Genomic DNA, 22,417 nt, shown 5'->3' on the forward strand with positions numbered 1-22,417 from the left:
AGAGCATGAAACTCAGGGGGCTTCTGACACTCGCGATCGCCACGCAGGCCGTCGTGACCAGTGCCGCTCTCCTTATCTCTTATGCCGTGACCGACGCCACCGGCGGCTTCGGCATCGCCCAGGTCATCGCCCTGCTCGCAAGCGTCGTCGTTGCGGTGCTGCTTGCGCGGCTGTGCACGGGCTCGATCGAGACGGCGCAGATGAAGCATACGGCCGCAGCGTTGGCCGAGCAGGCGCAGGCCGGCGCGCAAGCAACGCAAGCCGTCATCAAGACCGCGCTCGATGCCTTCATCCAGACCGACGCGAACGGCGTCGTGCTGGAGTGGAGCTTTCAGGCCGAAGCCCTGACCGGATGGTCGCGCAAGGAGGCGCTGGGCACCGATGTCGTCGACCTCCTCATCGCCGAACCACTCCGCGCCGGCTTCCGGCAGCGGATGATGCGGCTGTTGCCGGAGCTGTCGCATACGCCGATCGGCATCCGGTTCGAGGCAACCCTGCTGCATCGAAATGGCGACGAGATCCTGATCGAGGGCTCCAGCACGGCGCTCCACGTCGGGACGCGCCACCTCATCAACATTTTCGTCAAGGACGTCACCCAGAAGCGCGCCGCCGAGGAACAGCTGATCCAGGCGCAGAAAATGGAGGCGGTCGGGCAGCTCACCGGCGGCATCGCGCACGAATTCAACAACATGCTCACGGTGATCACCGGCACGATCGAGATCCTCGCCGACGCCGTGAAGGACAACCCGCCGCTCGCGACCATCACCAAGCTGATCAGCGAGGCGGCGGACCGCGGCGCCGTGCTGACGTCGAGCCTGTTGTCCTTTGCGCGCAAGCAGGCACTCCAGCCGGCCGAGATCGACGTCAACGAGCTGCTCGAGGAGCTGGCAAAGCTGCTGCTGGCGACCTTCGAGAAGAAGATCGAGATCGTGACCAGGCTCGACGGCAATGTCTGGCTCGCCTTCGCCGACCGCGGCCAATTGAGCTCAGCGCTGCTCAACCTTGCGATCAATGCCCGCGACGCGATGCTGGACGGCGGCAGGCTGACGCTGACGACGCGCAACGTCGTGTTCGGCGTGCGCGAGGCAGTGGCGGTCGGCGCCGGCTATGCCGGCGACTATGTCGAGATCGAGATCGCCGACACCGGCACCGGCATTCCGCAAGCCATCCTCGAACGCATCTTCGATCCCTTCTTCTCCACCAAGGATGTCGGCAAGGGCACCGGGCTCGGCCTCAGCATGGTGTTCGGCTTCGTCAAGCAGTCCGGCGGCGGCATCAAGGTCTCCTCCACCGAAGGCCGCGGTACGATCTTCACGATCTACCTGCCGAAGGCGGAGGCGAGCACGCTTCGCCCGACCGGTTATGACGAGCGCAAGATCGTCGGCGGAACGGAGACCGTCCTGTGCGTCGAGGACGACCACGATGTCCGCCAATACGTCACGGTGCAACTCGAAAGCCTCGGCTACAAGGTCATCCCCGCCGTCAACGCGGCCGAGCGCTCGCCATTTCGGCGCAAGGCACGCCGTTCGACCTGCTCTTCACCGACATCGTGATGCCCGGCGGCATCAATGGGCGCGAGCTCGCGGAGCGGATGGTTGCGGCACGTCCCTCGCTGCGGGTCCTGTTCACGTCGGGCTACGCCTACGACTCGCTGCATGCGCAGGGACGCGCCACCATGGGCGCGCCGCTTCTGACAAAACCCTACCGCAAGGCCGAGCTCGCGCGCATGCTGCGCCGCTCGCTCGACACCGCGGTCGATTCCGCAGGCGATCCGATCCCCACGCCCTATTCGGTGCAGGCCGATGTCGAGGGCTTCTTGCGCAGGCAGGCCGCCGAAGACCGCCGCACGACGTGGCCGCGAAAATAGCAGCGCCTAGCTCATCCTACGCCGCAGCGTCGCAGACGGCGTCTCGCCGAATTTTTCGCGGTAGGCGCCGGCCATGCGGCCGAGATGGGTGAAGCCGAGATCGAACGCGATCTCGGTGATCGAGGCATCGGGCGCGGCCTGCGAGAGGCGCCCATGCAGGCCGGCGAGGCGCATGTCGAGCAGCATCTCCGAAATCGACACGCCGAAGTGACGGCGGAAGCCGAGCTGGAGCGCGCGGATGCCGACGCCGGACGCGCAGGCGAGCTCTGCGAGATCGAGCGGCTCGCCGGCATTGTCGGCAAGATGGTCGCGCGCGGCGCGAAGCGCGCGCGGCAGACGCTCCGCGTGGCCCGAAAACGTCCGGATCGCATCCGATAGGCCATGGCGCTGGCCGTTGAGGAGACGATCGAGCAGCGCCTCGCGCCAATCGGCCATCGCGAGCGGCGACAGCCTGCCGGAGGGACCGAGACGCTCGGCGAGTTGCATCAGTTCATCGAGCTTCTTGCGGAGATCGTGCCCGGACGGCGCCTCCAGGTCGATCACAGGATCGAACTCGACCGGCCCCGCCGCCTTGCCCGACAGAGCCGCAGCGCGCTGCTCGACCATGCGGCGATCGAGCAGCAGGATGATTTGCGCACAATCCGTCCAGACCATCCGGGTCGGAATCGTCGGCGACAGCAGCGACGCCGTCCGGCCCGCTGCGGTCTCGATTTCGCAGGCTCCGGCACGAATGCGGGCGGCGCCGGTGAGCGGGATCTGCACCAGGAAGAAGCGGTCGAGGCAGCCGGGATCGATGCTCACCGATCCGCCATAGGCGACGTAGTTGATGGAAAAGCCTGCGAATGCCGCGCAATTGTGCCGGGCGGAGAAGCCGGTTGCGCGCGCTTGCGCCGGCTTGAGATCGTGCGGACAGAAGATGCGCCCGATCTGCTCGGCAGCCTCGTCGACATCATCGGTGGTGACGCGGGCGAAAGCCGCCAGCCGTTCAGCTGTGGCTACCCTTGCGCTCGTTTCCTGCACGGCTACGGACATCGTCGACCACGCTTCGCGTCGCGGAATTGCTTTAAGCCTATAATAGTTTCCCCGACGCGAGAAGGGCCGCGGCTGCAAAATCGTCGTGCTGCATGGCAACAGCCACGTCCGGATTCGTTTAGCGGATAGACAGGCGGCCCAAGGCTGACCGAAGCTCCGTCCCCGCCGGAATCCATGAGGAGCAAGCCATGACTGCACTCGAAAAGGGCATTACCGCCAATGGCACGGGCTATGGGGGCAAGAGTTGGAACATCCTGGGCCAGGTCTACTTCCCCAAGGCCGTCACCGATTCCACCTTCGCATTCGAGACCAACAGCGACCCCGGCCAGTTCGTGCCGGTGCACATCCATCCGACCCAGGACGAGTTCATCCTGGTGCAGGAAGGCACGCTCGACCTCAAGCTCGACGGCAAATGGGTCAAGGCCCATGCCGGTGACCTCGTGCGCATGCCGCGCGGCATCCCGCACGGCTATTTCAACAAATCCGACAAGCCGTGCCGCGCGCTGTTCTGGGTCTCGCCGATGCAGAAGCTGGAGGCGCTGTTCAACCAGCTGCACAATCTGACCGACCCGGCTGAAGTCGTGCGCATCTCGGCGCTGCACGAGGTCGACTTTCTGCCGCCCGAGGCCAACGACTAGGCGCAGCGCGCCGCCTCGCCCACCTCCATCTGCTTGCAGCTCCGCCGGCCGCGCCTTGCGGCCGAACGTGGCCGCTTGCGCGCGAAACACCTGATTGCGAGCCATCCCATGGTCAGTCCCAAGCATGTCTGCGTGATCGGCGCCGGCGTCTCCGGCCTTGCCGCTGCAAAAGCGTTCTCCAGCCGCGGCCACCGCGTCACCATCGTCGAGCGGAGCGCCGATCTCGGCGGCGTCTGGGAGCCGGCGCGCTCCTATCCGGAGGTGCAGACCCAGAGCCCGAAGGATCTCTACCGCTACACCGACCGCGCCATGCCGGACGCCTATCCGGAATGGCCAACCGGGCCGCAGGTCCACGCCTATCTCGCCGATTACGCCAGGAGTTTTGGCCTCGACCGCATGCTGCGCCTCAATACTGAAGTCGCCGGCATGGCGCGCCGCACTGACGGCAAGCCGGGCTGGACGCTTACCCTGACGAACAAGGGCGGGACGCCGTCGAACGAGGAGTTCGATTTCGTCGCGGTCTGCACCGGGCAGTTCAACGAACCGCGCGAGCTGCATTGCCGCGGCGAAGGCAGCTTCCTGGGCCAGGGCGGCCAGATCCTGCATTCGTCGAAATACGGCGATCCCGCGCTGGCGAAAGGCCGCCGCGTCGTCGTGCTCGGCGGCTCGAAATCGGCGACCGACATCGCCGTGAACGCGGTGAAATCAGGCGCGCGCGAGGTCACCATCGTGATGCGCGAGCCGGTCTGGCGCATCCCCTACTTCATCGGCGGGCTCGTGAACTTCAAGCACATCCTCTACATCCGCGCGCAGGAGGAGATGTTTCCAGGCTGGGGCGCCAGCGCGATGGCGCGGCTTGCCCACCGCATTGCCGCGCCACTGGTCTGGGCGAACTGGCGAGGGCTCGAAAGCCTGCTCAAGGCGCAGCTCAAGCTCGGCCGCTGCAAGATGGTGCCGAAGGAGCGGATCGAGGACGGCGTCAACTGCTCGGTGCCGATCGCAACGCCCGGCTTCTATCCGATGGTCGCCGACGGCCGCATCAAGGCCGTGTTCGGCACGTTCGATCATTATGAAGGCGACACCATCGTGATGAGCGGCGGCGAGCGCATTGGCGCCGACGTCGCGGTGCTCGCGATCGGCTACAAGCTCGGCGTGCCGTTCCTGCCGGCGGCATATCAAGAGAAGCTGGTCGACGCCGACGGGCAGTACCGGCTCTACCGGCTGATCGCCAACCCCGACCTGCCAGAGCTCGGCTTCGTCGGCTTCAATTCCTCGTTCTGCACCGTGCTCTGCGCTGATTTGGCCGCGAACTGGCTGGTGCGCTATGCCGACGGCCAGCTCGCCAAGCAGCCGACGGCGCAACAGATGCGCGACAACATCGAGATGATGCTGCACTTCAAGCGCGTCGAGCGGCCGGCCGCCGGCGTCTATGGCGGCCTGTGTGTCGCACCCTATCACTACCGCCATTTCGACGAGCTGATGGCCGACATCGGCGCGAAGGAGCAGAAGCGCGGCGGGCTCAAGGGGCGCTTCCAGCCGCCGGATGCGGATGCCTATGCGAAGTTCCTGGCGACGGCGCCGGACTACCGGGCGGCATGAGAGGAGAATTGCGGCTGCATGCCTCTGATGCTTACGATCTCCCTGGCCATCGAATCGACAGGAACCAGCCATGGGATCGAGACGACTTGCCGCCGCGGCCCTTGCGGCTGTTGCCCTCTTCGTCACGGCGCAAGCCGTTGCACAGACGGGCGCGCTGACGACGCGGCAATCCGAGGCACTCGCGACCTATGAGCGCGCGCTCGGCGAGTTCAAGGCCGTTCTCGCCGAGCGGCGCAAGCAGATCGACGCGAAGCAGCCGCTACCGAACCTGCCGGGCCAGGCGCTCTATCTCGCGCGCGTCGCGGTCATAAGTAGCTACAAGGATCTCACCGACGCCATGCCGTCGCGGATCGGACGGCCCAACAAGTTCGAGATCCCGCCGGCCTATTTCGATGCCGACATCGAACCGCTGATCGACGAATACGGAAAGCTGTTCGACATCATGGAGGCGCCGCCGGCCGGCGCGCAGAACTCGCCGACGCCGTTCAAGGACGTGGTCGATCTCGCGGTCGCGATTGCGCGCGCCAAGGGGCTGGCACCGGTTCACGCCGAAGCTGCGGGCCGCATCAGCCTCGGGCTGTTCTTTGCGGAGACCAACGGCAAGCAGAATGTCCGTAACGGTCGCTCCAACACCTATATGGGCAGCTTCCAGACCGGCCCGTCCGAAGACCGCAACGGCCGCAGGAAATGGGACGCGATCAAGGGCGAGATCGCAGGTCTCGATCCCGAGCTGAGCGCGCGCGACGACAAGGAAGAGGCGCGCGCCCGCGGCACCGACTACCGCTTCAATCACTGGACCAATGTGCGCGACGGCCTGATGAACGCACATGCGGATCTGTTCCGGGAGATCCCGGGAATCGTGAAGACGCTGCCCGACCCGGTCGACCAGATGAAGCTGTTCGAGCTGATCCAGATTGTCCCCACCCCCACGAGGTCCGCGCTCAAATCCGGCGATCTCCTGAGCTATCGGGTGTCCAGCCCTGCGATCATGAAGCACCTGCGCAACAACAGCATCTTCGCGTTCGGGCAGGCCGACCGGGCTCGAACGTCCGCCAGCTTCCGGGAAATCCTCGCCGCGATGTGGCTGTTCAACCGGAAGTTCGAGCGCGCGATGGCGAAGTACGCGGAGATCAAGCCGCGCTGACGCATCGTAACGACGACGTGCAGGCGATGACACCGGACACCCAGCGCCGGCACAATTCAAGATAGAGTGTGAGCCAGTTCATATCTGCGGCCTTGCGCCGAGAGTAACTTCGCAAGAAGCAGGAAGATGTCTCGCCTCCCGACGCCAAGGCGTTGCGGGTTTCCGGACGTCACGTCGAGCGAACATCTGTCAATCCATAGGAGGACAGGTCATGAAGTTCGCAGCACTGTTTTTTGTCTTCGCTCTCGCCGCACTCACGACGACTGTGCCTGCAGGCTCGGCCAACGCGTGCGCGCGCCCTTGTGGGCACTATTGTTGCGGATAATCGGCGGAGAACTCCAATGCGCCCATTCCTGAAATGGGGGGCATTAGTGGCGATCGTGAGCATCGCACCCTTGGCATCCGTGGCTGCGATACATCTCCACAAGCCCCCGAACAAGCTCAACGAAGCCATCACCGCGATCGGCTTTCACCCGATAACGCCACCAGTGCTCTTGCGCGCTCCAGGCTCGATCTACCATGTCTCGTCGAACGGCCAGGACTACGACATGCTGTGCGAGGTCTCGCCGGACCGACTGATCGGCGTGACCCGCACCTCGTCTTCAGCGACCCAGGTCACCTCCGAATTGCGAAAGACGCAATATTCGCTCGACTCGAAAGTCGTGCATTCGATCCAGTCACATACCGATGCAAAATTGGCGGAAACCCTGAAGCTCGAGCTCGATGACGTTCAGGTCCTGGAAATATCGCTTGAAGATCTATCGATCATTGCAGACGAGCTGTTCCAGCGCGAGTCCTGCGATCGCGAAGTGAGACGGTATCTGGAAAACGGCGAATACGTTTGCCAAGGACAGCGGGTTCTCAAGGCGTCGACGAAATACGTCGCGGCCTATGACAACGCAGCATCAGGCTCCGTGGAGCAAACGACAGACTTGATCAAGAACAATTTTGACCCGACCGTCAGCATACAGGGCGGCCAGAGCGTCTCTGGAGCGAACCTCTATTATGGGATGAGGCTGGCACCGCGGTGTCTGTCGCTCAAGGACGCAAAAAGGCAGCCACGGCCGCCGCTCTCGATCTGGGACAGGCTGGTCAATCACTTTCCTTCGCTTGAGTTCTTTTGAATAGCGCTCTGCGATTCAACACGCCCGGCCGCGGTCGGAGCGTTCGTGCAAGCGATGACTGACGTCACCGGCACAGCCACCACGGCTTCAGCCACGCCCCGCATGCGCGCGCCGCCGCAATCTATGGAGCTCGCTTGTCCTTGGCCGCGATGAACTCCGCAATTCTGTCGACTGCCTGTTGTTCGACGCCGTAAAAGCCATGCGCCGCATAGGCCTCGCATGGATCGGACCTTGGCCGGTCGCCGCCGCTGATCAGGACGATTGCGACCCGACCAGCCTGCGTCAGGCGCTTTGCGAGGGCCGGCGCATCGGTCGCGGGGGTAAACTCGCAGGCATCTTCGCTGTGCGACACGATGAGCGTGGGCACTCTGATCTCGGGTAGCGCCATGTCGATGACGCCCTGGGGGTAGTCCCTGGCAATTTCCGGAAAGGCCTTGGCCAGCGAGGACCCCGGCGCAATACGTGTAACCGTCGAAGTCAGCACGAGACCATCAACCGCGCTGGCCGCGATGGCGCCGTGTGCCGCCGACCAACTGCCCGCGCTGGTACCGACGAGCCACACCGGCACATCGGCCTGGCGCTTCAGGTGGTCGACGACGGCGCCGATGTCGATCGCATGCTCGTTGCTGAGGCGGAAAGACCCACTCATGCCCCTCGGCTGGTCAGATGGAGCGTCGATCACAGCCACCATGAAATCGTGCTCGGCGAATCTCTCGCGACTGCGCACGAGGAAATTTCCAGCCACGAAAGCATATGGCCCTACCTGCGGAGGCGGCGTCCTGTTCAGCCGCAGAAGACCGCTACCCCCGGCAAACAGAATGACGGATGCAACGGGATGCTCAGGCTTTATCAGGATGAAGGCTTGTTGAACGCCGCGCGGCGTCGTCATCGAGACAATCGATGCGTGCTCCCCGAAGGCTTCGTTCCATGTCATGAACGAGAGAATTCCGAGCGAAGCAATCAGGTGAAGCACACGATCCATGGCGGGGCTCCAGCAATTTGCCATCCCTTTCGATCCGGATGCGGCAAGACTTACAGAGCCTAGCATAGCCGCTCGCCTTGCGGCACGCTGCGCCTCGCCAACCGGCTTCATCCCGCCCGCAGCAATCAGGCACGAACCGGGCGTTCGCGAGCCCGCGTGTCAGTTCTCCACCTTGTAGCCGTCCGTCAGCGTATTCAGGAACGCGATGATGTCGGCTTCGTCCTGCTCCGTCATCGCCGGCTTGTCGCCGGGGTGGCGATCGAACGGCGGATCGGTGACGTCGACATTGGCGTGATATTTTTGCGGCAGGTCGTCGTATTTCAGCACCGTGCCGTCAGCTGAGCGCGGAAACACTTTCTCCGGATTGGTGTCGCGGAAATTGTAGAAATCCATCACCTGCTGAAGGGTGCTGAAGACGCCATTGTGGAAGAAGGCTTGCCGCGCCGCACTGTTGCGCAGCGTCGGCGTCAGGAACATGCCGCAATATTGCGTCTGCTCGGGAATGTCGGTGCGATGCGGGCCGCAGACGCCGAGGTCGAAATAATTGGGGTCGCGATTGTTGGCGAGCGCGGCGTTGCGCGGCGCGCCGAGTGCCTCGTACTGATGATCCGTGAACAGTGGCGGCAGGCCGTCGCGGGTCGGCGCCGAGGCGTGGCATCCAGCGCAATTGGCCTTATCGGGATCGTTGAACAATTGCAGGCCGCGTAGCTCGCTCTCGGAGAGCCGCGCCTTGCCTTCGAGCCAGTAATCGTACTTGCTGGTGTAGGGATGGAAGCTCGGCTCCTCCACCTGATAGCGCGCGACCGCGAACATCGCCTCCGCAATCAGCAGCCGCTGATTCCTCATCACACCGGCGCCGAACAACTCGACGAAGCGGCCAGCGTAAGGCGCGTTGCGCAGCTTGCCCGCGACGATCTCGGCGCTGCCGCCGTCCATCTCGTTGGAATCGAGCAGCGGGAACATCGCCTGGTCTTGCAACGTGTCGGCGCGGCCGTCCCAGAACAGGCCGCCCTGCGGCACGATGTTCGCCGACGCGCCGGTGCCGCCCGCGGTCTTGGTCGTGCGCGCCGCCTGCTGGCCGATGGCCGCCATCTGCGCGAGGTCGATGATGTTGTCGTCGTCGCCCTTGTCAGGGCCGATGCTGAAATTCGGGTGGCGGTCGAGATAGGTCAGCGACGGCACCGCGCGTGCGCCCTGCCGTGACAGATTGGCGCCGCCGAGCATGACCGGGCCATCGTTGGGCGGGCCGTAGGCGTGATCCGGGCTATGGCAGGACGCGCAGGAGAGCGTGCCTGATGACGACAGCGAGGCGTCGTAGAAGATTTCCTTGCCGAGCAGCGCCATCGCGGACAACGGCGCGACGGGCGGACGCATGAGACGAACCGGATTCGGGTTCACACCAACCTGGTTCGACTCCGCCAATCCTTGCGTCCCGGCAGCAAAGACGGCGCCGGCCAGACAAAGCAGGCCGGCGCCGAGGAGCCACAGAGTGCGGCTGTTCATTCCGTAGCGTCCCGTTGGACTAGTGGTGGTGGTGCTCGTCCGGCGGGCTGGTGATCACAGTGCCGGCGGTCGGGTCGAGGAACAGCGCGTCAGCCCGCAAGTCGTGGCTGTGATCATGGTCGAAGTCGAACAGGTCCATGATCGAGCCGGAGGTGGCGTCGAACGAGCCGCCACCCAGGCGCTTGCCATGCAGCCAGTTGTCCTCGATGAAGCGGACCACCGAAGCCTGCGTGGTGTAGTTGTGGCTGACGTAGTTCGTCTTGGCGTAGGGCGAGACCACGATCAGGGGAACGCGGGTGCCCGGACCGCAGCGGCCGTTCACCGGCTTGCCGCCGAGACCGTTCGGCGCCGGCTGCTTGTTAGGACCGAGACCGCACAGGCCGGGGCCGTTGACCTGATCGGCGGTCGCATCATACGAGGCATTTTTCGGCGCGACGTATTGGTGGTCGTACCAGCCGTCGGAGTCGTCATAGGTGATGATGACGGCGGTCTCGCGCCACTCCGGCTGCTTCTGGAGGAAGTTGATCAGAGCGACATTGCCGGCCTGCTCGTCGAGCGGATCGGAGTTGCCGGCGTGACCGTCCTGGAAGGCGGGCATCTTGACGTAGGAGACGGCCGGAAAGTTGCCGGCCTTGATCGCGGCATAGAGGTCTTCGAGGTCGTAATTGTGATTGGCCGGATCGACCTTGCCGTTGAGGTCATGGGTATGGCCGATCGCATGAACCGAGCTCGGCCGGGCATGGGACGGGTTCGCCGTGGAGGCGTGATACTGGAAGAAGGCGTGGTGGGGAATGTAGTCGACGATGGTGCCGTTGACGTTGCTGGAGAACGTGCTGCGGGCGCAGCCGGTGGTGCCGTTGGCGTTCTTGAGCGTCAGGTCGAAGCCGCCCATGAAGCTGCCCCAGCTGATATGCTCAGCGGTGAGCAGGTCGCCGATATTCTTGCCGCCCATCAGCATCGTGCTGGTCGTGCTCGAACAGGCATCGTTACCCGGATCGGTATCGCCGGTCAGCGTCAGGCCGCCCTGGCCGTCGGCGATCGACGACGTGGTGCCGACCACCGGCTGCACGCCGTTGGTCTGGCCGGCAACCACTTCGAGCATGCCGGGCGTCGACGGGCCGAACGTGTCGGTCCAGTTGTTGTCGCTCATGGCGAAGTGCTGGGCATAGTTCCACAGCGCGGTGACGGTGTTGCCGTCGAAATAGCCCATGACCTGACCGTTGGTGGCGAAGGCGCCGGCGCCGCCGGCGGTGCCGCGGCCAGTGAATTTCGGGAACAGGTCTTCCTTGCCGTTGTCCACGGCCTGCTGCTCGGGCGTGTAGGAGTGGTTCTGCGAGCGCGTGTTGGCCTGGGTGCGGTCGAGGCGGAACGGGTCGGTCGCGCCGGTGCCGTTGGCCGGATTGTTGTTGGGGTTGTTCAACAGCAGATTGGCGTTGGCGAGGTTGTTGACCTTTGGCGTATGCGGCTTCGGAACGAAGGGGATCGAGCCGGTCGGGTTGGTCGCGTTCGGATAGGTCGCAAAGTAATGGTCGAACGAGCGGTTCTCGTTGAAGATCACCACGAGATGCTTGATAGGCGTCTCGGTGTGGATGTCGTGCGCATGACGATGATGATCGTCATGTCCGTGATCGCGATCGCGACCGAAATCGTCGGCGAGGACGGGAAGAGTGCACGCGAGCGCGCTCGCGGCCGCGAAAATCGCAGCCGTCGTCAGAAGTCTCGATTTCATTTTTTTTGACGCCCCGGAAATGAGGATGTTTACGATCAGAAATGTTCTAAACACCGCGAATGACAGAGCTGTGTCAGTTTGACGCACGAGACACTTTGCGCAGTGGCGGAGCGAAGATTTTTTAGGCAGGCGCCTGCTCCGCCGCGCCGGGCCACGTCATGTCGCTTTATTCCCCGCACGACGGCAAAAATGATCGCGTCCAGATTGTTGCGTGACGCGCCCGGTTGCATTTAGCTTTGCCGGACAAGAACAAGCTCTCAGGGGGAAACATGAAAGCCGCTCTTCGCAGGCGCACGCGCCATGCCGCGTCAGCCCTTGTCGCAACGTCGCTGGCTGGCCTCGCCAGTTTCGCCGCCCATGCCGAGATCGTCGTCACCGCCAATGACGGCAAGATGGTTCTGGAGAACGGCAATGCCGTGGTGCGCAAGCAGCCGCTGCCGGACACGGTCAGCGTGATCGACCTCACCGATGGCGTGCTGAAACTGCTGGGCGAGGTTCCTGCACCCGCCAGCGTCGTCGGCCCGCCACCGAGCGTGGCGATCGCGCCGGATGGTTCGTTTGCGCTGGTGACAGGCGCGATGAAGGTCGATCCGGCGGATGCGACCAAGACTATTCCCGACGACAAGCTCTCGGTGATCGATATCAAATCAACACCGCCAAAGGTGCTCGCGACATTGCAGGCCGGTGCAGGCGCGGCCGGAGTGTCAATCAACCGCGCAGGCACGCTGGCGCTGGTTGCGAACCGCAGCGAAGGCACGGTTTCGGTCTTCACCATTAGCGGCAACGCGCTGACGGCAAGCGGCAAGATCCAGCTCGGTGACGCCAAGTCGGGCCCGAGCCACGCCGTGTTCTCGCGCGATGGCGCGACCGCGCTGGTCACCCGCGACGGCGACAGCAAGATCTCGCTTCTCACCGTGGACGGCAGCAAGGTCGAGTACGCCAAGCGCGATCTCTCCGCGGGTGTGCGTCCTTACGACATCGATCTCACCGGCGCGGCCGCGGCCGTCGTCGGCAATGTCGGCGCCGGCGGCGGCGACAATGATACGATCAGCCTGATCGACATGACCGCAAAGCCAATCCGGGTCGTCACGACGGTCACCGTCGGACAGACGCCTGAGGCCGTCAAAATGTCCCCGGACAGCAACTACGTTTCCGTCACCGTCATGAACGGCTCGAACAAGCCGTCGGCCTCGCCTTTCTTCAACGATTTCGGCCTGCTCAAGGTCTACCGGATCTCAGGCACCGACCTCACGCCGGTTGCGGAAGCCAAGATCGGCCATTGGTGCCAGGGCATGGTGTGGTCCAAGGACTCCAAACATGTCGTGGCGCAGTGCATGGTCGAGAACGAGCTGCTCGCCTTCTCGTTCGACGGCAAGGCGCTGACCAAGACGTCGACGCTCAAGCTGCAGGTGAGCCCTGCGGGCATTCGCACCGCGGAGCCGTAAGGTCAGCGGACGGCGCAGGCCCCCTGCGCCGCCGCCTGCCCTACTCGGTGCGGATCGGCGCGTCCTTCAGGCCGTTGTTGTCATAGGCCCTGCGGAGCGCGCCGTTCGTGGTCGCATCCGTCATGAACTTGGTCACGAACGCCAAGGCCTGGCTATGGCCGAGCGGGACGGCGACAGCGGTCACCGTCTTCTTGAAGGTCTCGTCGAGCACGCGCGTGCCCGGAATCTTCTGCGCCATCTTGTAGAGCTGGTCGCGCGACAGCGCGAAGGCGTCGATCTCGCCATTCTTCAAAAGCGCGAATATTTCATCGTAGGTCTGGTAGCCCGTGACTTTCGCATTCTTCAGGTGCGCGACGGCGCCGCGCATGGTGGTCGTGGCGTTGACCGCCGCGACCTTGATGCCCACCTGGTCGAGCGTGGCGAAGTTGGTGATGGTCGAGCCGGGCTTGACGATGTAGGTGGCATCGGCGACCTCGTAGATCGGGCCGAACATCATTTTCGTCTCGCGCTCGGGATCCTTCGGAAGCCAGGTGACGTCCCAGGTGCCCTTGCCCGCAGCGTCGGTGATCTGCCCGGAATTCTGGTGCACGACATATTCGACCGCCACGCCGAGCTGCGCGGCCAACTCCTTGCCGAGATCGACGGGAACGCCGGCATAGCCGGATTCGGTCTTGGTCGACCAGAACGCACCGCCCGCGGGGCTGATCGCGATCGCGACCCGCAGCTTGCCGGTCGGCGCGATCTCGTCCTTCAAACCATCGGCTAGCGCGGGCATGGCAAACGCCGCGGCAAGAGCAAGGCCAGCGAGGGCCGATTGGAGGAAGGTCGGCATGTCATGGTCTCCTCACCTTTTCTTCTTTTCGAATTTGCACCGTCCGACCGCTTCCCACGGTCCTTGCCACAATTCTGGTCGATCGTGCGCTCGGTGAAAAGCGGTTTGTCATGGCAAATCTGTCAAAGGCCACAGCGCCGTTTGCAGTGCAAGGCCTCTGACCGCCATGGCTATGGTGTTCCACGGAAGGGCATTTGTTGCTAGCCTGCCGCACCGACAGACAATCATCGGGGGCCACCGAATGACCTCAGCCAATCCGGCTTCTTCCGCACGGCGCAACGAAGCGTGGAGACAATTCGGGCAGGCATTGGCCGCCACCGCGGCCGTGGTCGCGCTGGCCGGCTGCGAGGACAAGAACACGTTCGTCGCGCCGCCGCCGCCCAAGGTGGACGTGGCAACGCCAGTGCAGCGGCCGGTGACGCGCTATGTCGAAGCCACCGGCAACACCGCGCCGATCAAGAGCGTCGATCTCGTCGCGCGCGTGCAAGGCTTCCTGCAATCGATCGACTACCAGGACGGCACCTTCGTCAAGCAGGGCACCCAGCTGTTCACGATCGAGCCCGAGACCTACAAGCTCAAGGTCGAGCAGGCGAAGGCCGCCGAGGTCGGCGCGCAGGCCACGGTCAAGCAGGCCGAAGCCGATTACAAGCGGCAGGCCGAGCTGGTGCAGCGCCAGGCGGTCTCGCAGTCCACGCTCGACACCTCGACATCCACCCGCGACAACGCTCAGGCCAGTCTGCAGCAGGCCCAGGTCAACACCAGGCTTGCCGAGGTCAATTACGGCTACACCAGGGTGGCGGCGCCGTTCGACGGCATCGTCAGCGCGCATCTGGTCTCGGTCGGCGAGCTCGTCGGCTTCTCATCCCCGACCCAGCTCGCGACCATCGTCGCGCTGGACCCGATCTGGGTGAACTTCACCGTCAACGAGCAGGATGTGCTGCGCATTCGCGCCGAAGCGACCCGCCGCGGGCTGACCGTGGCCGAGCTCAGACAGTTGCCGGTCCAGGTGGGCCTCCAGACCGAGACCGGCTATCCGCATGAAGGTCACCTCGACTACGTCTCGCCGACCCTCAATACGTCGACGGGCACGCTCGCCGTGCGCGGCGTCATACCCAACGAGAAGCGGGTGCTGCTGCCCGGTTATTTCGTCCGCGTCCGCGTGCCCTTCACGCAGCAGCAGGACGCCCTGCTCGTCCCCGACACCGCGCTTGGCAGCGACCAGGGCGGCCGCTATCTCCTCGTGGTCAACGGCGACAACGTGGTCGAGCAGCGCAAGGTGCAGATCGGCCCGACCGACAACGGCCTGCGCGTGATCGAGAGCGGGCTGAAGCCGGACGACCGGGTGGTGATCGCAGGACTCTTGCGCGTGATCCCGGGCCAGAAGATCGATCCGCAGGTGACCAAGATCGACCAGCCGCAGGCGTCGGCCAAGTAAGGGGTCGCCAGCCATGATCTCAAAGTTCTTCATCGAGCGGCCGGTCCTCTCGAACGTCATCGCGCTTCTGATGATCCTGATCGGCGGCGTCGCGCTGTTCAACCTCGCGATCGCGCAATATCCTGATGTGGTGCCGCCGACGGTGCAGGTGACGACGCGCTATCCCGGCGCCAGCGCCAAGACCGTGATCGACACGGTTGCCTTGCCGATAGAACAGCAAGTCAACGGCGTCGAGGACATGCTCTACATGCAGTCCTACAGCGGCTCCGACGGCACCTATACGCTGACCGTGACCTTCAAGATCGGCACCGACCTCAACTTCGCGCAGGTGCTGGTGCAGAACCGCGTCTCCAGCGCGCTGTCGCAACTGCCGCAGGCGGTGCAGAACCAGGGAGTCACCGTCCAGAAGAAATCGACTTCGATCCTCCTGTTCGTGACACTGACCTCGCCGGACAAGACCTTCGACAGCCTCTATTTGAGCAACTACGCCACCATCAACATCCGCGACGAGCTCTCGCGCCTGCCCGGCGTCGGCAACGTCACGGTGTTCGGCGCCGGCCAGTATTCGATGCGGGTCTGGCTCGATCCGAACAAGCTGCAGGTGCGCGGTCTGGTGCCGCAGGACGTCATCAACGCGATCCAGCAGCAGAGCCAACAGGTCTCCGCCGGACAGGTCGGCGCGCCGCCGACGCCGCCGGGGCAGGCGTTCCAGTACACGCTCAACGTCAACGGCCGGCTCGACGACGCCACGCAGTTCGAGAACATCATCGTCAAGACGGGCACCAGCGGCGACGTCACGCGCGTGCGCGACGTCGGCTGGGTCGAATTGGGCGCACAGACCTACAGCCAGATCTTCTCGCTGAACAAGCAGCCTGCCACCGGCATCGGCGTGTTCCAGTCGCCTGGCGCCAATGCGCTCGAGGTCGAGCAGGCCGTCGAGAAGAAGATGGCGGAGCTCGCAAAAGCCTTCCCGCAAGGCATGAAGTACGACACGCCGTTCGACACCACGAAATTCGTGCAGGCTTCGGTGCACGAGGTCTACATGACCCTGATCGAGGCCGGCCTCCTGGTGCTGGTCGTGATCCTGGTGTTCCTGCAGGACTGGCGCGCGATGCTGGTGCCGGCGACGACGGTGCCCGTCACCATCATCGGCGCCTTCGCGGCGATGGCGGCGCTCGGCTTCACCATCAACATGTCGACGCTGTTCGCGATCGTGCTCGCGATCGGCATCGTGGTCGACGACGCCATCGTCGTGGTGGAAGGCGCGGCGCACAACATCGAGCAGGGAATGAACGGCCACGACGCCGCGATCAGGGCGATGGACCAGCTGTTCGCGCCGATCGTCGGCATCACGCTGGTGCTGATCTCGGTGTTCCTGCCGGCCTCGTTCCTCGCCGGCCTGACCGGGCGCATCTATTCGCAATTCGCGCTGGTGATCGCGGCGACCGCGCTGCTCTCCGCCATCAACGCGGCGACACTGAAGCCGACGCAATGCGCGCTGTGGCTGCGGCCGGCGGTGCCGCCGGAGCAGCGCAACTTCTTCTATCGCGGCTTCAACAACGTCTATAACCGCGTCGAACGCGGCTACACGCGGCTGATCACATTCCTGGTCAGGCACGCCACCCTCTCGGTCGCGTTCGCGCTGATTGTGATCGGGCTCAGCGGCTACGGCCTGTCGCGCGTGCCGACCGGCTTCCTGCCGATCGAGGACCAGGGCTATCTGATCGGCGCCGTGCAGCTGCCCGACGGCGCATCGCTGGAGCGGACCCAGAAGGTGCTCGACAAGGCCGCCGACATCGTCAGGGACACGCCCGGCGTCCAGCAGGTCATCACCATCGCCGGCATCTCCGCGCTCGACAACAGCGCCAGCCTTGCCAATGCCGGCGTTGCCTACATCATCCTGAAGGATTGGGATGCGCGCAAAGGACCCGGCGAGGACCTGCGTTCGCTGGTGTACGGGCTGAACGACAAGCTCGCGACCATCATGGAGGCGCGCACGCTGGTGCTGCCGCCACCGCCGATCCAGGGCATCGGCAATGCCGCAGGCTTCTCGATGCAGGTCGAGCTGCGCGACGGCAACAGCGACTTCGCCAAGCTTCAGGCGATCACCGGCGCGATGGTCAGCAACGGCCAGAGCCAGAGCGCGCTGCAGCGCGTGCAGTCCTCGTTCCGCTCGTCGGTGCCGCAGTTCAACGTCGAGATCGACCGCATCAAGACCCAGACGCTGCACGTCACCACCGACCAGGTGTTCGCGGCGCTGTCGACCTATCTCGGCTCGTCCTATGTCAATCAGTTCAACAAGTTCGGCCGCGTGTTCCAGGTCTATACGCAGGCGATCCGGCGTTCCGCGTCACCGAGCGCGACATCGCCAACATGCAGGTGCGCAACTCCAACGGCGACATGATCCCGATCGGGACCGTCGCCAAGATCACGCCGGCCACCGGCCCGTCGCTGATCAGCCTCTACAATCTGTATCCCTCCTCCACTGTCATCGGCCTGCCGGCGCAGGGCTATTCGTCCGGCCAGTCGCTGAAGCTGATGGAGGAGATCGCAGAGAAGACGCTGCCGCCGGGCACCGGCTATGAATGGACCGCGATGTCCTATCAGGAGAAGGCGGTCTCCAACCAGATCTACTGGGTGTTCGGGCTCGCCATGCTGCTGGTCTATCTCGTGCTCGCTGGCCAGTATGAGAGCTGGTACGCGCCGATCTCGGTGATCCTCGCGGTGCCGCTGTCGCTGCTCGGGCCGATGCTGATCCTCTCGGGCCTCAAGATCGACAACAACCTCTATTGCCAGATCGGCCTGATCCTGCTCATCGCGCTGTCGGCCAAGAACGCCATCCTGATCGTCGAGGTCGGGCTCGAGCTGCACAACCGCGACGGCAAGCCGATCCTGGAGTCGGCGATCGAAGCGGCGCGCGCCCGCTTCCGCCCGATCCTGATGACGTCGTTCGCCTTCATCCTCGGCGTCGTGCCGCTGGTGATCGCGACCGGCGCCGGCGCCAGTGCGCGCAAGTCGATCGGCATCACGGTGTTCTCGGGCATGCTCGCCTCGACCTGCCTTGCGGTGCTGTTCGTGCCCGCCTTCTTCGTGGTGGTGCAGCGCTTCGAGAACTGGCACGCGTCGAAGAAGGCGCCGAAGCCGCAGGCGGCGGCGGAGGTGAAGCCTTAAGCCTTCTCCGCCGGAGCCTGCCGCGCCTCGCCGCTCGAAACCAGGAGCACGGAAACTTTCGACTGCCTGAGCACGGCGGCGGCGACGCCGCCGAAGGAGAGATGGTCGGCCTGGATGCGGTCGACGCCCATGACGACGAGATCGACGTCGGTGGTGTCGATCTCGCGCAGGATCGCAGCCTCCGGCGCCCGGTTCACCCGCAGCGTCGTGGTGATGTCGACATCGTAGCGGGCGGCGAGATCGCTGGTGTCCTTGAGGATGCCGGTTTCCTGGTTGAGCCCGCGGGAGGTGCCGCGCTGCGCGCCCTTGTCGCGCGTCGTCGCGACATAGATCACGCGGAGCGAGCCTGATCCGGCCTGCGTCAGCGCCACCGCAACCTCAGCGCCGCGTTTGGCGACGCCGCTGCCCGAGACCGGAACCAGGATCTTGAGTCCTTCCGGCATCGGTTGCTTCAGATGCTTGCCCTTGGCCGCGACGATCGCGAGCGGCCCCTCGAACTTGGCGGCAATGTCCTCGATCCTGCGGTCGAAGCGATCCTTGGTGGCGGCGACCTTGTCGACGCGACGACGAGGAGATCAAAGCCCTTGCGCGCCTCATCCGCGATGGTCTCGCCGAGCTCGGCGCGCCTGGCACGGGTGGCGACATCGACGCTGCCGGCATCGCCATCAACATTGGCGGAGACGGTTTCGGCAGCCTTCTTCACCACGGCCTCGTGGCTCGCCTCCTGGTCGCGGATCTTCTCCTGCTCGCCTGCCCGCTTGCCGATATGCAGCACGGTGATGGGCAGGCCGCGCATCCCGGCGATCAGGCCCGCAATGTGCGCGGCGAAGGTGGCGTTGACGCTCTCGTCCACGGCGAGCAAGGGACGTTCGAGATTGGCGACGAAGCCGCGCTTCTCGAATTCCTCCCGCTCGAGGCGTTCCTTCTCCTCCCTGTTCATCGGCAGCCTCGCCAGCGCGGCGCGCAGCATCGGCGGCATCGCCATGGTCGTCACGATCGCCATGGTGACGATCATCGTGAACAGGTTCTGGCTGAGCACGCCGATGGACAGGCCAATGGTTGCGATGATCACCTCGGTCGAGCCGCGCGCGTTCATCCCGCTCGCCAGCGCCAGCGACTCCCGCGTGCTCAGCCCGCCGACGGTGCCGCCGACAAAGGCGCCGCCGAACTTGCCGACACTGGCGATCACGACGAGGAGACCGGTGAGCAGGAGGAGATGGGGATCGCGCAACACCGAGAGATCGGCGGCAAGGCCGGCAAGGCCGAAGAACACCGGCATGAAGAAGCTCGAGATCAACCCGCGCAGACGCTCGTCGATCTGCCGCGTCAGGATCGGGGACTCGCCGACCAGGATGCCGGCAACGAAGGCCCCCAGCACCGTGTGCACACCGATCAGATGCGTGATCAGTGCCATCGTGCCCATCAGCAGCAGGATGACGGTGATGACCGGCGCGGTGCTGACGAGATTGTCGTTGGCCCAGCGGATCAGCTGGAACACTAGCCGGCGCCCGATAGTGAAGCTGACCGCGAGGAAGGCCAGCGTGCCCAGCACCGCCTTTGCCACCGAGGCGATGTCGAGCGTGCCGTGCGACGCCAGGCTGAAGATCACCGCGATGATGATCCAGCCGATGGTGTCGTCGATGACAGCAGTGGCGACGATGATCTGCCCGACATTGCGGCGCATGAAGTTCATCTCGCGCACGACCACGGCGACGATCTTCACGGAAGAAATCGACAGCGCCGTGCCCATGAACAGTGAGGCGACCAGGCGCTGCTCAGGATTCGGCAGCAGCGCATCAGGCAGGAATTCGCCGAGCGCAAAGCCGCAGGCGAAGGGCACGAGGATGCCGGCGATCGAGATCGCGATCGCGGCCTTGCCGACCTTCCTGACCAGCTTCAGGTCGGTCTCCATGCCCGTGAGCAACAGCAGCAGCAGGATCCCGAGCTGGGCGATGCCATCGATCATCGCCTTCTGCTCGGGTGTCTTGGGGAAGATCGCGGCTTGCGCCTCCGGCCAGATCCAGCCGAACAGTGAGGGCCCCAAAATGATGCCGGCGAGCAATTCGCCGATCACCGAGGGCTGGCCGATCCGCTGCATGAGCTCGCCGAGGCCGCGCCCCACCGCGATCAGCAGCACGATCTGCGCCACCAGCAGGAATTCGGACGGGCCGGCCGGTTTGCCGCCCGCGGCACCGGCCGCAATGGTGGTGAGGACGAGCGCCGCGGGGACAAGGCCGACCGGTCGGAGCAGGCTCCACTGCATGCAGGTGTCTTTCCCCCTTCATTTGCCGGCAGCGTGCCGGGACCACGGAGATAGAACCCGCGGGAGGTGGAGCGGGTTCCCCTTCTCGTGCGTCGTTTCCAGGGGCGAAAACAAACGTGCGAAAACAACCCCATGCACAGTAGAGATAGTGTTGAAAAGGCTGGAGGAATTTCGGCGTTACCGAAAATCGCTTGCGCCGTCGGGCAAAACACCGGCATAATGGCATGATGGATGATATGCGCGACGCGCCAGTCCATCGAAGCAATTGAGAGGAAGACCCTCACCCCTGAGGAGCGCGCTCCTGGCGCGTGTCTCGAAGGGCGAGGCCACCGGCCGGGCCATTCATCCTTCGAGATGCGCGCATCTCGTCATTCCGGGGCGTCGCGCAGCGACGAGCCCGGAATCCGTTTGTCCGCAATCTCCGCCGCCCGATGGATTCCGGGCTCGCGCATACGCGCGCCCCGGAATGACGGAGGCCTCACGCCGCCTGCGGCGTCCGGATCTCGCGCGGCAGGATGATCGCGGCGGCGATCGCGAGCAGGCAGAGGCCGGCAAACGCGTGCAGCATGGTGACGAAGCCGCCCTGCTCGTAGAGCCAGGCGACGAGGCCGACGGAGGCGCCGGCCGCCGTGAAGCCGACGAAGTAGCGCACCGCGTAGGCGCGCGAGCGCCACTCTTCGGTGGTGTATTTGCCGACCATGGCGTCGTTCACCGTGACCTGCCCGAACGCGCCCATGACGATGCCGATCGAGACCACGATCAGCGGCAGATTGTTCAGGCTCGCGGCCAGATACAGGAACGGCGCCAGCATGAAGGAGAGCGGCAGCGCCACCGTCTTCAGCGAGTAGCGATCGAGCAGCCGGCCGATCGTGTACTGCGTCATCGCGCCGAACACGTAGACGCAGGCGGCAATCACCCCTAACAGCGCCGGGCTCTTGGTGAGGTCGGCGAGCCGCTCCGCGAACAGCTTTGGCAGCGCCACGGTGACGGCGTTGAACGTGGTCGAGATCGCGATCACCACGATCAAAAGCGACAGCACCACGCGCCACATGTCCTGTTTTGCCACCCGCGCCTGCGCCGCCGCCTGCTTGCTGCCCTTGCGGTCCTCATGCACCACCATCATCGCAAAGGCGACGCCAATCAGGATGGTGACGATACCGGGAATGATGAAGGCAAGGCGCCAGCCGAGATATTGGCCGATCACGCCGGTGACCAGCGCCGAGGAGGCAACGCCGAGATTGCCCCAGACGCCGTTGATGCCCATCTCGCGGCCGAGCCGGTCGGCGTAGGACACGATCATCGCGGTGCCGACGGGATGGTAGATCGAGGCGAAAATGCCGATCGCGAGCAGCGCGGTGCCGAGCTGCGCCGGGGTCTGCACGAAGCCGACCGAGATCATGGAGGCGCCGATGCCGACGAAGAAGATCAGCATCATGTGGCGGCGGCTCCAGCGGTCCCCAAGCCAGCCGGTGAGCAGCGAGCCGGCGCCGAAAGCGACGAAGCCGGGCGTCGCGTACGGCAAAAGTTCCGAATAGGCCATGCCCAGCGCCGGCCCCATGATGATCACCGCGGCGGCGAAGATCAGCATCGAATAATGATCGATGAAATGGCCTGCGTTGACGAAACTGATGACCCGGCTGGGGCTGTTCATTT

Annotated in this window: 12 protein-coding genes and 3 pseudogenes; 8 read left to right on the forward strand and 7 right to left on the reverse strand. The window is 64.6% G+C overall.

Annotation, left to right across the window (positions count from 1 at the left end; genetic code table 11):
- Positions 1 to 5: 5 nt before the first annotated feature.
- Positions 6 to 1,867: pseudogene (locus tag FOM02_RS06305) on the forward strand (ATP-binding protein).
- 6 nt (positions 1,868 to 1,873) lie between these two features.
- Here FOM02_RS06305 and FOM02_RS06310 read toward each other — a convergent pair.
- Positions 1,874 to 2,899: an AraC family transcriptional regulator gene (locus FOM02_RS06310; protein ID WP_027560750.1), complete on the reverse strand. Its 1,026-nt coding sequence runs from the start codon at positions 2,897 to 2,899 to the stop codon at positions 1,874 to 1,876.
- 188 nt (positions 2,900 to 3,087) lie between these two features.
- On the opposite strand from FOM02_RS06310, the gene FOM02_RS06315 reads away from it, so the two are divergent.
- The 4 genes from FOM02_RS06315 (at position 3,088) to FOM02_RS06330 (ending at position 7,404) form a co-directional block, all read left to right on the forward strand.
- Complete coding sequence (locus FOM02_RS06315) at positions 3,088 to 3,537, forward strand: cupin domain-containing protein (protein ID WP_027560751.1); 450 nt, start codon at positions 3,088 to 3,090, stop codon at positions 3,535 to 3,537.
- A 108-nt stretch (positions 3,538 to 3,645) separates the two neighbouring features.
- Positions 3,646 to 5,136, forward strand: a complete 1,491-nt coding sequence (locus tag FOM02_RS06320; RefSeq protein ID WP_027560752.1) for a flavin-containing monooxygenase — start codon at positions 3,646 to 3,648, stop codon at positions 5,134 to 5,136.
- Positions 5,137 to 5,206: 70 nt separating this feature from the next.
- Positions 5,207 to 6,280 (forward strand): hypothetical protein, encoded by a 1,074-nt coding sequence (locus FOM02_RS06325; RefSeq protein ID WP_027560753.1) that lies wholly within the window; start codon positions 5,207 to 5,209, stop codon positions 6,278 to 6,280.
- Positions 6,281 to 6,621: 341 nt separating this feature from the next.
- Positions 6,622 to 7,404: a hypothetical protein gene (locus tag FOM02_RS06330; RefSeq protein WP_141263090.1), complete on the forward strand. Its 783-nt coding sequence runs from the start codon at positions 6,622 to 6,624 to the stop codon at positions 7,402 to 7,404.
- Positions 7,405 to 7,525: 121 nt separating this feature from the next.
- On the opposite strand, the gene FOM02_RS06335 is transcribed toward FOM02_RS06330, so the two are convergent.
- The 3 genes from FOM02_RS06335 to FOM02_RS06345 form a co-directional block, all read right to left on the reverse strand.
- Complete coding sequence (locus FOM02_RS06335) at positions 7,526 to 8,386, reverse strand: alpha/beta hydrolase (protein ID WP_051377660.1); 861 nt, start codon at positions 8,384 to 8,386, stop codon at positions 7,526 to 7,528.
- A 159-nt stretch (positions 8,387 to 8,545) separates the two neighbouring features.
- Positions 8,546 to 9,889 (reverse strand): cytochrome-c peroxidase, encoded by a 1,344-nt coding sequence (locus tag FOM02_RS06340; protein ID WP_027560755.1) that lies wholly within the window; start codon positions 9,887 to 9,889, stop codon positions 8,546 to 8,548.
- A gap of 19 nt (positions 9,890 to 9,908) precedes the next feature.
- Positions 9,909 to 11,618, reverse strand: a complete 1,710-nt coding sequence (locus FOM02_RS06345) for a phospholipase C (RefSeq protein ID WP_027560756.1) — start codon at positions 11,616 to 11,618, stop codon at positions 9,909 to 9,911.
- Between the two features lie 269 nt (positions 11,619 to 11,887).
- On the opposite strand from FOM02_RS06345, the gene FOM02_RS06350 reads away from it, so the two are divergent.
- Complete coding sequence (locus FOM02_RS06350; protein ID WP_027560757.1) at positions 11,888 to 13,063, forward strand: hypothetical protein; 1,176 nt, start codon at positions 11,888 to 11,890, stop codon at positions 13,061 to 13,063.
- A gap of 40 nt (positions 13,064 to 13,103) precedes the next feature.
- Here the strand turns inward: FOM02_RS06350 and FOM02_RS06355 are convergent, their stop codons facing one another.
- Entirely contained in the window at positions 13,104 to 13,895 is a 792-nt protein-coding gene (locus FOM02_RS06355) for an ABC transporter substrate-binding protein (protein ID WP_027560758.1), read from the reverse strand.
- Positions 13,896 to 14,136: 241 nt separating this feature from the next.
- On the opposite strand from FOM02_RS06355, the gene FOM02_RS06360 reads away from it, so the two are divergent.
- Entirely contained in the window at positions 14,137 to 15,330 is a 1,194-nt protein-coding gene (locus FOM02_RS06360; protein ID WP_027560759.1) for an efflux RND transporter periplasmic adaptor subunit, read from the forward strand.
- Between the two features lie 13 nt (positions 15,331 to 15,343).
- Positions 15,344 to 18,501: pseudogene (locus FOM02_RS06365) on the forward strand (efflux RND transporter permease subunit).
- Here the strand turns inward: FOM02_RS06365 and FOM02_RS06370 are convergent.
- Both FOM02_RS06370 and FOM02_RS06375 read right to left on the reverse strand, forming a co-directional pair.
- Positions 18,498 to 20,764, reverse strand: a pseudogene (locus FOM02_RS06370) (cation:proton antiporter). The pseudogenes FOM02_RS06365 and FOM02_RS06370 sit on opposite strands and share 4 nt — an antisense overlap.
- A 478-nt stretch (positions 20,765 to 21,242) precedes the next feature.
- Positions 21,243 to 22,415, reverse strand: a complete 1,173-nt coding sequence (locus FOM02_RS06375; RefSeq protein ID WP_027560762.1) for an MFS transporter — start codon at positions 22,413 to 22,415, stop codon at positions 21,243 to 21,245.
- Positions 22,416 to 22,417 lie beyond the last annotated feature (2 nt).

Origin of the sequence: Bradyrhizobium sp. SEMIA (assembly GCF_014844175.1) — a bacterium.
Classification (GTDB): Bacteria; Pseudomonadota; Alphaproteobacteria; order Rhizobiales; family Xanthobacteraceae; genus Bradyrhizobium; species Bradyrhizobium arachidis.